9 protein-coding genes are annotated in these 15451 nt (G+C 61.3%); all 9 read left to right on the plus strand.

Annotated elements, in window-relative coordinates; genetic code table 11:
* Position 1 precedes the first annotated feature (1 nt).
* Positions 2-1603: an AAA family ATPase gene (locus ACF6ZU_RS14695; RefSeq protein WP_392893558.1), complete on the plus strand. Its 1602-nt coding sequence runs from the start codon at positions 2-4 to the stop codon at positions 1601-1603.
* 350 nt (positions 1604-1953) lie between these two features.
* Positions 1954-6399, plus strand: a complete 4446-nt coding sequence (gltB, locus tag ACF6ZU_RS14700) for a glutamate synthase large subunit (protein WP_392893560.1) — start codon at positions 1954-1956, stop codon at positions 6397-6399.
* A gap of 33 nt (positions 6400-6432) precedes the next feature.
* Complete coding sequence (locus ACF6ZU_RS14705; protein ID WP_192226859.1) at positions 6433-7851, plus strand: FAD-dependent oxidoreductase; 1419 nt, start codon at positions 6433-6435, stop codon at positions 7849-7851.
* Positions 7852-8092: 241 nt separating this feature from the next.
* Positions 8093-9160: a uroporphyrinogen decarboxylase gene (gene hemE / locus ACF6ZU_RS14710; RefSeq protein WP_392893562.1), complete on the plus strand. Its 1068-nt coding sequence runs from the start codon at positions 8093-8095 to the stop codon at positions 9158-9160.
* Between the two features lie 292 nt (positions 9161-9452).
* A complete protein-coding gene (gene gbpA, locus ACF6ZU_RS14715; protein ID WP_392893564.1) occupies positions 9453-10916 on the plus strand; it encodes an N-acetylglucosamine-binding protein GbpA in 1464 nt (487 codons plus the stop codon).
* Positions 10917-10994: 78 nt separating this feature from the next.
* A complete protein-coding gene (locus ACF6ZU_RS14720; RefSeq protein WP_392893566.1) occupies positions 10995-11537 on the plus strand; it encodes a cytochrome b in 543 nt (180 codons plus the stop codon).
* A complete protein-coding gene (locus ACF6ZU_RS14725) occupies positions 11534-12043 on the plus strand; it encodes a hypothetical protein (protein WP_392893568.1) in 510 nt (169 codons plus the stop codon). The genes ACF6ZU_RS14720 and ACF6ZU_RS14725 overlap by 4 nt, the downstream gene beginning before the upstream one ends.
* A gap of 8 nt (positions 12044-12051) precedes the next feature.
* A complete protein-coding gene (gspD, locus tag ACF6ZU_RS14730) occupies positions 12052-13980 on the plus strand; it encodes a type II secretion system secretin GspD (protein ID WP_392893570.1) in 1929 nt (642 codons plus the stop codon).
* Entirely contained in the window at positions 13977-15449 is a 1473-nt protein-coding gene (gene gspE, locus ACF6ZU_RS14735; protein WP_392893572.1) for a type II secretion system ATPase GspE, read from the plus strand. Before gspD ends, gspE begins: the two co-directional genes overlap by 4 nt.
* The last annotated feature ends 2 nt before the right edge of the window (positions 15450-15451 follow it).

Genomic DNA, 15451 nt, shown 5'->3' on the forward strand with positions numbered 1-15451 from the left:
GATGACTAGTTTGCACGCCGACGAGGCTTTCCTCGGCCATTACCAATTGAGTCATGACCCTTTTGCTCCACGGGTGCCTGGCTTCAAATTTTTCCCGGCCCAGCGCAAACCGGTGCTGGGGCAACTGCATCACCTGGCCCGCTACAGCCAGCTGCTGCTGGTGGTCACCGGTCCGCAAGGCAGTGGCAAGACCCTGTTGCGTCAGGCGCTGGTGGCCAGCACCAACAAGCAATCGGTGCAGAGCGTGGTGGTTTCCGCCCGTGGCGCCGGCGATGCGGCGGGCGTGCTGCGCCAGGTGGCTCAGGCACTCAATGTCGCCCAGGCGGAAATCGGCCCGATTCTGGCGCAGGTCGTGCAGCTCGCGCTGACCGGTCAGGAAGTCTATCTGCTGGTGGATGACGCCGAACAACTCGACGAGTCGGCGCTGGAAGCCTTGATGGAACTGGCCGCCGGCGCACCGGAAGGTCGCCCGCACGTGTTCCTGTTCGGCGAGTCGTCGCTGATTGCGCAACTCGAGGCGTTGAGCCTCGAAGAAGAGCGCTTCCACGTCATCGAGCTGCAGCCTTACACCGAAGAAGAAACTCGCGAATACCTGGACCAGCGGCTCGAAGGCGCAGGTCGGGGTATCGAACTTTTCACCGCGGATCAGATCTCTGATATTCACGAAAGCTCCGAAGGCTGGCCTGGAAACATCAACCAGGTTGCCCGTGATGCAATGATCGAAGCCATGATTGCCAGCCGCTCTGCGGTCAAGCGTCCAAGTATGGGGTTCAATATGCCGAAGAAACACGTATTGGCGATTTCCGCCGTCGTCGTGGTCGCGGTAGCCGCCGCCTGGCTGATGCCGGGTCGCAGCAAAGCACCGACCACCGGCGCTCCTGCCAACGAACAGGCGCAACTGCCTCTCGGCCAGGGCGCGCCACAACCGAACAGCGGCGGTGCACCTGCCGTGGAATTCGCCGGTAACTCGCAACCGATGCCATTGCCGCTGGTCGGTAATTCGCAGCCGGTCATGCGGGGTCCGTTGGCCGAAGCGGCCGGTGGCATCACCGAAGGCGACGATGGCGTGCCGGTCGAGGGTTCCAGCGATACACCGCCAACCGTAACCACTACCGCGCCGCCTGCGGGCGTACCAGCCGGTCCTGCACCGACGCCGGCCGCCAAGCCGACGCCAGCGCCGACTCAGGTCGCTACCGCCAAGCCGGTTCCGACGGCGCCTGCCATCAAGCCAGCGCCAGCGCCAGCACCGGCCAAGCCAGCCGCCGTCGCAGCCGCCAAGCCGGTCGAGAAACCAGCCACCGCGACCAAGGCCGCTGGCGGCACCTGGTACGCCGGGCAACCGACGAGCAATTACGTGGTGCAGATCCTCGGCACCAGCTCCGAAGCGACCGCACAGAACTTCGTCAAGGAGCAGGGCGGCGAGTACCGTTATTTCAAGAAAGTCCTCAACGGCAAGCCGCTTTACGTCATCACCTACGGTAACTTCGCCAACCGCGATGCAGCCGTTACCGCCATCAAGGCCTTGCCAGCAAAGGTTCAGGCTGGTAAACCTTGGCCTCGCACTGTCGCCAGCGTCCAACAGGAACTGGCAACAACTCGCTGAAGATTCGGCGGCCTTACCCAGGCCGCCTCTCCCGGCACCTCAAAATTTCTGCAAGCGCATGCCACCTCTACAGGTCGCGTGCCTTGTGGTGTCTGCGTCACAGTAGTCTTTGAGTCGTAGCGGTCAAAATTAAAAAAGTTTTGACTAGCACAGCAGATCGCTTTAAACCTTTCACAAATGCGACATAGATTTGCGACATTTCGTCGTCAAATTTGTGAGCCTCTGTGTCGGTGTGTACAATGACCTCCCTTTTGCCCCCGCAAAGCTGGCGTACGTTCGGCGCGGATGGTAAGTGGTTGAATTGAAAAGAAATTTGCCTCGGTAAGAGGCAGCCTGGTGAGAAAGTGTCTATGAAAGCAGGTCTGTACCAACCAGATGAATTCAAGGATAACTGCGGTTTCGGCCTGATAGCCCATATGCAGGGCGAGCCCAGTCATACCCTTTTGCAAACGGCCATCGAGGCCCTGACCTGCATGACCCACCGCGGTGGGATCAACGCCGACGGCAAGACCGGTGACGGTTGCGGTCTGCTGATTCAAAAGCCGGACGTGTTCCTGCGAGCCATCGCCCAGGAAACCTTCGGCGTCGAACTGCCCAAGCAATATGCCGTGGGCATGGTCTTCTTCAACCAGGACCCGGTGAAAGCCGAAGCCGCTCGCGAGAACATGAACCGCGAGATCCTGGCCGAAGGCCTGACCCTGGTCGGCTGGCGCAAAGTGCCGATCGACACCAGCGTCCTCGGCCGCCTGGCCCTTGAGCGCCTGCCACAGATCGAACAGGTCTACATCGGCGGTGAAGGCCTGAGCGATCAGGACATGGCGATCAAGCTGTTCAGCGCCCGTCGTCGTTCGTCCGTGGCCAACGCCGCCGACGTCGATCACTACATCTGCAGCTTTTCCCACAAGACCATCATTTATAAAGGCCTGATGATGCCGGCGGATTTGACCGCCTTCTATCCAGACCTCAGTGACCAGCGCCTGCAAACCTCGATTTGCGTGTTCCACCAGCGCTTCTCCACCAACACCCTGCCGAAATGGCCGCTGGCCCAGCCATTCCGCTTCCTCGCCCACAACGGCGAGATCAACACCATCACCGGCAACCGCAACTGGGCCCAGGCCCGTCGCACCAAGTTCACCAACGATCTGATGGATCTGGAAGAACTCGGCCCGCTGGTGAACCGCGTCGGTTCCGACTCCTCCAGCATGGACAACATGCTCGAGCTGATGGTCACCGGCGGCATCGATCTGTTCCGTGGCGTGCGGATGATCATTCCGCCAGCGTGGCAGAACGTCGAAACCATGGACCCGGACCTGCGTGCGTTCTACGAGTACAACTCGATGCACATGGAACCGTGGGACGGCCCGGCCGGCGTGGTCATGACCGACGGTCGCTACGCGGTGTGCCTGCTCGACCGTAACGGTCTGCGCCCGGCGCGCTGGGTTACCACCAAAAACGGTTTCATCACCCTGGCTTCCGAGATCGGTGTCTGGAACTATCAGCCTGAAGACGTGATCGCCAAGGGCCGCGTTGGCCCGGGTCAGATCTTTGCCGTGGACACCGAAACCGGTCAGATCCTCGACACCGATGCGATCGACAACCGCTTGAAGTCCCGTCATCCGTACAAGCAATGGCTGCGCAAGAATGCCCTGCGCATCCAGGCGACCATGGAAGACAACGACCATGGTTCGGCGTTCTACGACGTCGATCAGCTCAAGCAGTACATGAAGATGTATCAGGTCACGTTCGAAGAGCGCGACCAGGTGCTGCGTCCGCTCGGCGAGCAAGGCTACGAAGCCGTCGGTTCGATGGGCGACGATACGCCGATGGCCGTGCTGTCCCAGCGCGTGCGCACGCCGTACGACTATTTCCGCCAGCAGTTCGCGCAGGTCACCAACCCGCCGATCGACCCGCTGCGTGAAGCCATCGTCATGTCGCTGGAGATCTGCCTCGGTGCCGAGCGCAACATTTTCCAGGAGTCGCCGGAACACGCCTCGCGCGTGATCCTCAGCTCGCCGGTCATTTCCCCGGCCAAGTGGCGCTCGCTGATGAACCTCGATCGTCCGGGCTTCGAGCGCGCGATCATCGATCTTAACTACGACGAGAGCGTCGGCCTTGAAGCTGCGGTGCGCAACGTCGCCGATCAGGCTGAAGAAGCCGTTCGAGCCGGTCGCACCCAGATCGTCCTGAGCGACCGTCATATCGCCCCGGGCAAGTTGCCGATCCACGCGTCCCTGGCCACCGGTGCGGTACACCACCGCCTGACCGAAAAAGGCCTGCGTTGCGACTCCAACATCCTGGTGGAAACCGCCACCGCACGCGATCCGCACCACTTCGCGGTGTTGATCGGTTTCGGCGCCTCGGCGGTCTATCCGTTCCTGGCTTACGAAGTGCTGGGCGACCTGATCCGTACCGGTGAAGTGCTGGGCGACCTCTACGAGGTGTTCAAGAACTACCGCAAAGGCATCACCAAAGGCCTGCTGAAGATCCTGTCGAAGATGGGCATCTCCACGATCGCTTCTTACCGCGGCGCTCAATTGTTCGAAGCCATCGGCCTGTCCGAGGAAGTCTGCGACCTGAGCTTCCGTGGCGTGCCGAGCCGGATCAAGGGTGCGCGTTTCGTCGACATCGAAGCCGAGCAGAAAGCCCTCGCCGCCGAAGCCTGGAGCCCGCGCAAGCCGATCCAGCAAGGCGGTCTGCTGAAGTTCGTCCACGGTGGCGAATACCACGCGTACAACCCGGACGTGGTCAACACCCTGCAAGCGGCCGTGCAGCAGGGCGACTACAGCAAGTTCAAGGAATACACGTCGCTGGTGGACAACCGTCCGGTGTCGATGATCCGCGACCTGTTCAACGTCAAGACCCTGGCCACGCCGCTGGACATCAGCGAGATCGAACCGCTGGAGTCGGTGCTCAAGCGCTTTGACTCCGCCGGCATTTCGCTTGGCGCGCTGTCGCCGGAAGCTCACGAAGCCCTGGCCGAAGCCATGAACCGCCTTGGCGCGCGTTCCAACTCCGGCGAAGGCGGCGAAGACCCGGCGCGCTACGGCACGATCAAGAGCTCGAAAATCAAGCAAGTCGCGACCGGTCGTTTTGGTGTGACCCCGGAATACCTGGTCAACGCTGAAGTGCTGCAGATCAAGGTTGCCCAGGGCGCCAAGCCCGGCGAAGGCGGTCAACTGCCAGGCGGCAAGGTCAACGGCCTGATCGCCAAGCTGCGTTACGCAGTGCCGGGCGTGACCCTGATTTCGCCGCCACCGCACCACGACATCTACTCGATCGAAGACTTGTCGCAGCTGATTTTCGACCTGAAACAAGTCAACCCGAAAGCGCTGGTCTCGGTGAAGCTGGTAGCAGAAGCGGGCGTCGGCACCATCGCCGCCGGTGTGGCCAAGGCCTATGCGGACTTGATCACCATCTCCGGCTACGACGGCGGCACCGGCGCATCGCCGCTGACCTCGATCAAATACGCGGGCGCTCCGTGGGAACTCGGCCTGGCCGAAACCCACCAGACCCTGCGTGGCAACGACCTGCGCGGCAAAGTCCGGGTGCAGACGGACGGCGGCCTGAAAACCGGCCTCGACGTGATCAAGGCCGCCATCCTCGGCGCTGAAAGCTTCGGCTTCGGCACCGCGCCGATGATCGCCCTGGGCTGCAAATACCTGCGTATCTGCCACCTGAACAACTGCGCCACCGGCGTCGCGACCCAGAACGAGAAGCTGCGCAAGGATCACTACATCGGCACTGTCGACATGGTGGTGAACTTCTTCACCTACGTCGCCGAAGAAACCCGTGAGTGGTTGGCCAAGCTGGGCGTGCGCTCCCTCGAAGAGCTGATCGGTCGCACCGATCTGCTGGAAATTCTCGAAGGCCAGACCGCCAAGCAGAATCACCTGGACCTGACCCCGTTGCTCGGCAGCGATCACATCCCGGCAGACAAGCCTCAGTTCTGCCAGGTCGACCGCAACCCGCCGTTCGACAAAGGCCTGCTGGCCGAGAAAATGATCGATATGGCCACCTCGGCCATCAACGACAAGAGCGGCGCCGATTTCGCCCTGGATATCTGCAACTGCGACCGTTCGATCGGTGCGCGGATCTCAGGTGAAATCGCCCGCAAACACGGCAACCAGGGCATGGCGAGCGCGCCGATCACCTTCCGCTTCAAAGGGACGGCCGGTCAGAGCTTCGGCGTGTGGAACGCCGGTGGCTTGAACATGTACCTCGAAGGCGACGCCAACGACTACGTCGGCAAAGGCATGACCGGCGGCAAGCTGGTCATCGTTCCGCCGAAGGGCAGCGCCTACAAGACGCAGGACAGTGCCATCATCGGCAACACCTGCCTGTACGGCGCCACCGGTGGCAAGCTGTTCGCCGCCGGCACTGCGGGCGAGCGTTTCGCCGTGCGTAACTCCGGTGCCCACACCGTGGTGGAAGGCACGGGCGATCACTGCTGCGAGTACATGACCGGTGGTTTCGTCTGCGTCCTGGGCAAGACCGGTTACAACTTCGGCTCAGGCATGACCGGCGGCTTCGCCTACGTGCTCGACCAGGACAACACCTTCGTTGACCGGGTCAACCACGAACTGGTGGAAATCCAGCGGATCAGCGGCGAGGCGATGGAAGCCTACCGCAGCCACCTGCAGAACGTGCTGAACGAGTACGTCGAGGAAACCGATAGCGAGTGGGGTCGTGAACTCGCCGAGAACCTCGATGACTATCTGCGTCGTTTCTGGCTGGTCAAGCCCAAGGCTGCCAACCTGAAATCGCTGCTTTCCAGCACCCGTGCCAACCCGCAGTGATATGCGCCTGAAGAGTTTGATGAGGTTTTAACAATGGCTGAACGTCTGAATAACGACTTCCAGTTCATCGATGTCGGGCGCAAGGATCCGAAGAAGAAACTGTTGCGTCAACGCAAGAAAGAGTTCGTGGAGATCTACGAACCCTTCAAACCCCAGCATTCGGCCGATCAGGCCCACCGCTGCCTGGGTTGCGGTAACCCGTATTGCGAATGGAAGTGCCCGGTGCACAACTTCATTCCGAACTGGCTGAAACTGGTGGCCGAGGGCAACATCCTCCAGGCCGCCGAGCTGTCGCACCAGACCAACACCCTGCCGGAAGTCTGCGGCCGGGTGTGCCCGCAGGATCGTCTGTGCGAGGGTGCCTGCACCCTCAACGACGGCTTCGGCGCGGTGACCATCGGTTCGGTCGAGAAGTACATCACAGACACCGCGTTCGCCATGGGCTGGCGCCCGGACATGTCCAAGGTCAAGCCGACCGGCAAGCGTGTCGCGATCATCGGCGCAGGCCCGGCGGGCCTGGGCTGTGCCGACGTGCTGGTACGCGGCGGCGTGACTCCGGTGGTGTTCGACAAGAACCCGGAAATCGGCGGTCTGCTGACCTTCGGCATCCCCGAGTTCAAGCTGGAAAAGACCGTGCTGAGCAATCGTCGCGAAGTCTTCACCGGCATGGGCATCGAGTTCCGCCTGAACACCGAAGTGGGCAAGGACGTATCCGTCGAGCAACTGCTCGAAGAATACGATGCCGTGTTCATGGGCATGGGCACCTACACCTACATGAAGGGCGGCTTTGCCGGTGAAGACCTGCCGGGCGTGCATGACGCGCTCGACTTCCTGATCGCCAACGTCAACCGCAACCTGGGCTTTGAAAAGTCGCCGGAAGATTTCGTCGACATGAAAGGCAAGAAGGTCGTGGTACTGGGCGGCGGCGACACGGCGATGGACTGCAACCGTACTTCGATCCGCCAGGGCGCCAAGTCGGTGACCTGCGCTTATCGTCGTGACGAAGCGAACATGCCGGGCTCGCGCAAAGAGGTGAAGAACGCCAAGGAAGAAGGCGTGAAATTCCTCTACAACCGCCAGCCGATCGCCATCGTGGGTGAAGACAAGGTTGAAGGCGTGAAAGTGGTCGAGACGCGTCTCGGCGAACCGGACGCCCGTGGCCGCCGCAGCCCCGAGCCGATCCCGGGTTCCGAAGAGATCATCCCGGCCGACGCGGTGGTCATCGCTTTCGGTTTCCGTCCAAGCCCGGCGCCGTGGTTCGAGCAGTTCAGCATCCAGACCGACAGCCAGGGCCGCGTCGTGGCGCCGGAACAGGGTCAGTTCAAGCACCAGACCAGCAACCCGAAAATCTTCGCCGGTGGTGATATGGTTCGCGGTTCCGACCTGGTGGTGACGGCGATCTTCGAAGGCCGTAATGCGGCTGAAGGGATCCTGGATTACCTGGGCGTCTGATTAGGCGACGCCAAACCCTGTGGGAGCGAGCCTGCTCGCGATAGCGGTGGATCAGTCAACATAGATGTTGAATGTGAAGCCCTCATCGCGAGCAGGCTCGCTCCCACATTGGTTTCAGGGTGTTGCCAAACACTGTATTCCCCCGCGACAAATTGACCCGATAGACAAAAGGTGCGGCGCTTGCCGTGCCTTTTGCGTCCGGCTCTGAGAAAATGCCCGCACTTTTTTTCCGGATGCCGACATGACTGCCCTGAAGAACGACCGTTTCCTGCGCGCACTGCTCAAGCAACCCGTAGACGTCACCCCTGTGTGGATGATGCGTCAAGCCGGCCGTTACCTGCCGGAATACCGCGCCAGCCGTGCCAAGGCCGGTGACTTCATGAGCCTGTGCATGAACCCGGCGTTCGCTTGCGAAGTCACGATGCAGCCGCTCGACCGCTATCCGCAACTGGACGCGGCGATCCTGTTCTCCGATATCCTCACCATCCCGGACGCCATGGGCCAGGGCCTGTACTTCGAGACCGGCGAAGGGCCGCGCTTCAAGAAAGTCGTCAGCACCCTGGCCGACATCGAAGCCCTGCCGATTCCTGATCCCCACAAAGACCTCGGCTACGTGATGGACGCGGTCAGCACCATCCGCCGCGAACTCAACGGTCGCGTGCCGCTGATCGGCTTCTCCGGCAGCCCGTGGACCCTGGCCACCTACATGGTCGAAGGCGGTTCGTCGAAAGACTTCCGCAAGACCAAGGCCATGCTCTACGACAACCCGCAAGCCATGCATCTGCTGCTGGACAAGCTCGCGCAGTCGGTGACTTCGTACCTCAACGGCCAGATCATGGCCGGTGCGCAAGCGGTGCAGATCTTCGACACCTGGGGCGGCAATCTTTCGGCGGCGGCGTACCAGGAATTCTCCCTGGCTTACATGCGCAAAATCGTCAGTGGCCTGATCCGCGAGCACGAAGGTCGCAAAGTGCCGGTCATCCTGTTCACCAAGAACGGCGGCCTGTGGCTGGAAAGCATCGCTGATTCGGGTGCCGATGCGCTGGGTCTGGACTGGACCTGCGACATCGGCAACGCCCGCGCTCGCGTCGGCGACAAAGTTGCGCTGCAAGGCAACATGGACCCGACCGTGCTCTACGCCAAACCGGAAGCCATCCGCAGCGAAGTGGGGCGGATTCTCGCCAGTTACGGCAAGGGCAGCGGCCACGTGTTCAACCTCGGGCATGGCATCACTCCTGAGGTCGATCCGGAACATGCGGGTGCATTCCTGCGTGCGGTGCATGAGTTGTCGGCGCAGTATCACGAGTAGTCGCTTCCCGTTCCAACGAGCCTGTCCTGGTTAACCACCGGACAGGCTTTTTTTTGCCTGTGTAACCCACCGCTTTTAAATGCGTTTTTTGTTGTAAGAATTCTTTCTTCCTTTGTCAGAGAAGTTATTGGAGAGATTAATCCTCACTCAAGCGGCGACTTGTCCTACATAGAAAATTCTTTCATCCCAGTAAGGTTTCAGACCTTCGTTCGGTGCTGCCCACCCAACGAAATTACGAACAGCGGCGCCCATGAGGCGCCTTAATTTTCGGTAAGTAGTCTGGAACACAATCATGAAAAAAATTTTCTTCAGGGGAGGTGCGTTAACCGCATACGCCTCTCCAATGATCCTGTTATCGGCAATGCTGGCGTCCCAAACTGTTTCGGCGCATGGCTATATGGAAGTTCCACCGTCGCGTGCACTGCTCTGCCAGAAAGGGGATAACAAAGAGTGTGGCAACGCCCAATATGAACCTCAAAGTGTCGGTGAAACTTTCAAAGGTTTCCCGGCCGGCAGTGGCGGTGGTGTAGGACTTGGACCGAAAGACGGTGAGATCGCCAGTGGCAGTCACCCGGCGTTCTCAGCTCTGGATGCTCAATCCGCTACCCGTTGGCAATTGACGGAAATCAAGGATCGCAACATTGATTTTCAATGGCGCTACACCCAGGCACATCCAGCCACCAAGCACGAGTACTTCATCACTCGTAATGGCTGGAGCGTTAACGAATCCCTCAAGCGCGCCTCGTTCGAAAGTACGCCGTTCTGCGTCGTCGACGGAAATCACCAGCTTCCGGTGTCCGGTGCAAAACACAACTGCACCATTCCTGAAGACAAGTCTGGCCAGCACGTCATCCTGGGGATCTGGACCGTCGGTGATACCGACGCGGCGTTTTACAACGTAGTCGATGTGAACATCCTTGGTGAAGTATTGCCGGGTGGCTGGTCCTCCGTTGGCGGCATCGCGCCTTCGACTCAATTGCTGATCGGTGACAAGGTCAAGGCCCGCGCATTCTCTGCCAATGGCGTCAGCCCGGCTTACGACGTCGAAATCACCATTGATACGGCCGAGGAAGGTTCGCCGAACAACTGGGCGTTCAAACTGGCAGAAAAAATCAACGCAACTCACACGCTCATCCGCGCAGGCATCCGTGATGAATCCGGCACCATCACGCCGGTTCGTGGCAGCAACACCCTGTATGCGCAGAAAGAAAGCGGCGTCACCCGTTACGAAGTCCAGCTGGACATGAAGGAAGACGCCGCCGCCCGCCTGTCGGTCGCCTCTCAGCAAGCCGAATATGTTCTGGATAAAGGCCTCGCCAAGGTCGATTTCAGCATGATCTCCAATCGCAAAATGAACGTCGAAGCGACCTTGTTCGATGAGAACAACAAGCCCGTCGGTTCGACCTCGGCTCAGGTAGACAGCGGCACCAGCGGTCTCGCGATGGACGTTCGCAGCAACCCAGGCAAACACACCCTAACGCTGGTTGGCACCACCCTGGATGGCCGAACCACGCGCCAGGACACCCAGACCACCACTCTGACCGGCGAAGGTGCCGGTGCCGACTACGACTTCGTGTTCCCCGAAGGTCTCAGCGAGTACAAGGCCGGTACCAAAGTGCTGCAACCGAAGACCAATGAAGTCTTTGAGTGCAAGCAGGGCGCCGAAGCCGGTTACTGCAAACAGTACATCCCGTCCGCCAACGGGTTCGAACCTGGCGTCGGTGCGCACTGGCACATGGCGTGGAACAAGCTTTAAGCCCGCCCCGTAACACTTCAGGTGATCCGCGACGGGTCGCCTGAAGGCTCATTCTCCTGTTGAACATCGAGTTGAAAAATGACGACTTTGGGTTACTCCACCCAACGCGTATGGCTGCACTGGTTATCGGCGGCAGTCATCGTCTGGACCCTGATTTCCGGTTTTTATGTGGCCGCCATCGATTCGTCCCCAAAGGTCTCTCGATGGGTTGCTTTTCTCAATGTGTCGCTGACCACGGTTTACATCCCGTTTTTCGTCTGGCGCTTCATTATTTTTGTCGCTCATGCCCGACATACGAGCGTGAGGACACTTGGCTTCATGGGCAAACTCGCGCTGTTCGCGCACACGCTGATCTACCTCGTGATCAGCCTCGTGCTGGTCACCGGCGTGTTGATGATGGACCGCCCGATCGACGTGTTCGGGCTGGTTGAAATAGCCCAGCCGCTGAGCGATCCCGGGTTGATCGCGTGGTTCCTGACGCTGCATGTCTGGGCCTGTGTTTTTCTGGCGTTGCTCATCGTGCTGCACGTCGGCGCGGTCATCATTCATGAGTTGTGCGGGCACCGCGTGCTGCGGCGGATGTCCTTTTGCAGCCGTGTTCGCAGTGAGCCGCCCGAGTGAACAAGCGCCTGTGCACACTCAGTGTGCTGATCCTGTCCGTCGGTTACGCAGCTTTTTTAACGTGGCAGGAACGGGCTTTTCGCGAAGGCCTCGCTTCGCCGGTGTCGCTCGCGGCAACGGTGCTAACGCCACCGCCCCGGGCACCTCTCAATACCAGCGCAATCGCCACGGTACTCGGTCTGACGGCTGAGGCCACTTTGCTGCCCAGTGCCGAGCCTCTGACCTTGCAGGCCAGTTTTGTCCTCGGCACTGGCTTGTCCAGAGCGTTGCTGGCGGACGCTCAAGGTTCGCGGATTTATCAGGTAGGGGATCAGTTGCCGGGCGGCAGCGTCCTGCGTCGCGTCGAGGCGAATCAAGCGGTGTTATGGAACAAAGGTCGAGAAGAGGTGCTGAAGCTGCAGACGTCTTCCACGAAGTTCCTGCGCCCCCTCGATTCGCCGCCCGACCCGCACGCACCTCTCGGCTCCACGCGTTTTCTACGCCCGCTTCCCGGGCAGTCAGAGTGATCACACCCATGAACAGCTTCATCGGCGCGCAGAGCCTGCGCATTGTTTTTTTTCTGGCCGCGCTGGCGACGGTGCTCTTTCATGAGGCGCTGCGAGCCGAGGAGGAAAAGTGGCAACTGGCGCTGAACAATGCCGAGTTACGCGACATCGTTGAAGAAATGTCGGGCATCCTCGGGACCACGGTGGTGCTTGATCCCAGAGTTTCCGGACGCGTCACGGTCATGTCGCGCCAGGCCCTCGACCGCGAGGGCGTGCGTCGCTTGTTCTATTCGGTACTCGATGCCCATAACTTCACGGTGATCGACGAAGGCGACCGGATTCTGATCACGCCGGTCACCGAGGCGAAGACCCGCGCCGGTCAGGGCCTCACACCAAACACCACGGCGTCGCAGTTCATCACTCAAGTCATCGAGCTGAACACCAGCAGTGCCTCGGACCTTGCCGGGCTGGTCCGGCCGCTGATCTCGGCCAACGGTTATGTCGGGCCGTCGGTGTCGGCCAATGCGCTGGTCGTCACTGACACGGCGGCCAACGTGGGGCGGATTGCCAAGGTCGTGCGGCAGCTGGATTCGGGGCAGAACAACCTGCATGCCGTGGTGCAACTGCATCACGCCCAGGCAGCGGACGTGGCCACGATCATTGAATCGTCACTGGGCAAGCGCAGTGCCGACACCGTGATACAGGTGCTGCCCGACACCCGGACCAACCGCCTGATTTTCATCGGCCCGCCTGCGGTTCGCCAGCGCTTGCTGGATTTGGCGCGAGGCCTGGACACGCCAGCCACCGCGTCACTGGACAACGCCCGGGTGATTCGCTTGCGCCACAGCGATGCCAAACAATTGGCCGAGGTGCTGGAGATGATGGGGCAGGGCCGAAAGCAGGCATCTGCCCTTGGCAGCGCGAAGGAAAGCGCGTCCAGCGCCCCGTTCATGATCAAGGCCGACGAGAGCCAGAACGCATTGGTGCTGATCGCCGAGCCCGCGCAAATCCGCACCGTCGAAAACATCGTGCGCCAGTTGGACCAGCCTCGGTCCCAAGTGTTGATCCATGCCGCCATCGTCGAAATTTCCGGCGACATCGCGCAAGCCGTGGGCGTGCAATGGGGTGTCAGCAGCGGCGACGCGAAGGGCTTCATCAACTTCCCCGGCACCGACATTCCGATCATTGGCGGGCTGAACTTCGACGAGAAAAAATCCGCCCCGGAAGGCGCGCTCCTGCAGTTGGGCGGCGACCGTTTCGGCGCACTGATTTCGGCGCTCGCCAGCGACACCCACAGCAACCTGCTTTCCACCCCGAGCCTGCTGACCCTGGACAATCAGGAAGCGGAAATCATCGTCGGGCAAAACGTGCCGTTCAAGACCGGCTCCTACGCGACCAACAGCAACGGTGCGGACAACCCGTTCACCACCGTCGAGCGCAAGGACGTCGGCATCAGCCTGAAGATCAAGCCGTACATCAACGAAGGGTCGACCCTGCGCTTGGAAGTGGAGCAGGAGGTGTCGGACATTGCGCCGTCGGTGTCCGGTGTCGACTCTTCCGACCTGATCACCAACAAGCGCGCGCTCAAGAGCACCATCCTGGCCGACGATGGCGAGATCATCGTGATCGGCGGGTTGATCCGCGACAGCGTCCGCACCCAGCAAAGCGGCGTGCCGTTGCTGCGCGATATTCCTTACCTGGGTGCGCTGTTTCGCTGGACCCGGGACACGCAAACCAAAAGCAACCTGATGGTGTTTCTGCGGCCCACCATCGTGCGCAGCAAGGAAGACCTGGCCGACGTGAGCCAGCAGCGCTACAACGCGCTGCGCCAGTTGAGCCAGCCCGGCACGCGCGGCAACAACTCGTTGCTGCTGCCGGCCGAATCGCGGCAGTTGTTCGAACCGGCCGGCGATGCGCCGCTGTTCGATTTGCGCAAGCAGGCTCCGGTGACGCCATGAGCGAAAAAATCGAACAGCTGCCGTTCGGTTTCGCCCGGCGTTTCGGCGTCTTGCTGGAGTCCGAGGGGCATGAACCGAGCCTTGTGCTGCGCGCCGATACGCCGCTGACGGCGCTGTCGGAAGCCCGCCGGGCTTTCGCTCGGCATCTGCCGATCCGGGTGCTGGATGCCGATGAGTTCGCCACGCGCCTGGCCGCCGCCTACCGTGACGGCCAGAGCGCGGCGGAGCAGGTGGCCCAAGGGCTGGACGACGAACTCGACCTGCTCAGCCTGGTTGATCAGGTCCCGCAAACCGCCGATCTGCTGGAGCAGCAGGGCGATGCGCCGATCATCCGGCTGATCAACGCCTTGCTCAGCGAGGCCGTGCGCGAGCAGGCGTCCGACGTACACCTTGAGACCTTCGAGCACTCGCTGTCGGTGCGCATGCGGGTCGACGGGCAGTTGCGCGAAATGCTCAGGCCCCGGCGTGAGCTGGCGACGCTGCTGGTGTCGCGGATCAAGGTCATGGCGCGCCTCGACATCGCGGAAAAACGCATCCCCCAGGACGGCCGGATTGCGTTGCGGCTGGCCGGCCACGAAGTGGATGTGCGGGTCTCGACCTTGCCTTCCGCACACGGCGAGCGGGTGGTGCTGCGCTTGCTCGATAAACAGGCCGGGCGCCTGGATTTGCAGCGACTGGGCATGCCCGGCGACACCCTGGCCGATCTGTGTCAGTTGCTGGCCCGGCCTCACGGCATTCTGCTGGTGACCGGGCCCACCGGCTCCGGCAAAACCACCAGCCTGTACGCGGCACTGAGCAGCCTGAACGATCAGACGCGGAACATCCTCACGGTTGAAGACCCCATCGAATATCACCTGCCGGGCGTGGGGCAGATGCCGGTCAATCCGAAAGTGGACATGACCTTTGCCCGCGGCTTGCGGGCGATTCTGCGTCAGGATCCGGACGTCGTCATGGTCGGTGAAATCCGCGATCGCGAGACGGCGGAAATCGCCGTGCAAGCCTCGCTGACCGGGCACCTGGTGCTCTCGACATTGCACACCAACAGCGCGGTGGGCGCGGTCACGCGACTGGTGGACATGGGCGTCGATGCCTACCTGCTGGCGTCGTCGCTGGTGGGCATTCTGGCCCAACGGCTGCTCCGCACGCTGTGCCCGCACTGCAAGGCGTCGTATCGCGCTGATGCGACCGTCTGTGAGCGCCTCGGGCTCGATGCGGCGGCGCCACTGCAACTGTTCCGCGCCGTGGGCTGTGAGCACTGTCAGCACGGTTATCGCGGGCGTATCGGCATCTACGAATTGATCAGCGTCACGCCTGCGGTGTCAGCGCTGATTCATCAGGGTGCCGGCGAGCAGGCGCTGACTGCGGAAGCGCGCAAGGTCTCCCGCAGCCTGTTTCAGGACGGTCGGCAACGGGTGCTCGACGGCGTGACCAGCCTTGACGAGTTGCTGCGCGTGACCCGGGAGGACTAGCG

The sequence above is a fragment of the Pseudomonas migulae genome, from assembly GCF_043225285.1.
GTDB classification, from domain to species: Bacteria; Pseudomonadota; Gammaproteobacteria; order Pseudomonadales; family Pseudomonadaceae; genus Aquipseudomonas; species Aquipseudomonas migulae_C.

Bases quoted from the DNA above. Each gene is read 5' to 3' on its own strand.
- ACF6ZU_RS14695 (WP_392893558.1), top strand. From the start codon at position 2: ATGACTAGTTTGCACGCCGACGAGGCTTTCCTCGGCCATTACCAATTG.
- gltB (WP_392893560.1), top strand. From the start codon at position 1,954: ATGAAAGCAGGTCTGTACCAACCAGATGAATTCAAGGATAACTGCGGT.
- ACF6ZU_RS14705 (WP_192226859.1), top strand. From the start codon at position 6,433: ATGGCTGAACGTCTGAATAACGACTTCCAGTTCATCGATGTCGGGCGC.
- hemE (WP_392893562.1), top strand. From the start codon at position 8,093: ATGACTGCCCTGAAGAACGACCGTTTCCTGCGCGCACTGCTCAAGCAA.
- gbpA (WP_392893564.1), top strand. From the start codon at position 9,453: ATGAAAAAAATTTTCTTCAGGGGAGGTGCGTTAACCGCATACGCCTCT.
- ACF6ZU_RS14720 (WP_392893566.1), top strand. From the start codon at position 10,995: ATGACGACTTTGGGTTACTCCACCCAACGCGTATGGCTGCACTGGTTA.
- gspD (WP_392893570.1), top strand. From the start codon at position 12,052: ATGAACAGCTTCATCGGCGCGCAGAGCCTGCGCATTGTTTTTTTTCTG.
- gspE (WP_392893572.1), top strand. From the start codon at position 13,977: ATGAGCGAAAAAATCGAACAGCTGCCGTTCGGTTTCGCCCGGCGTTTC.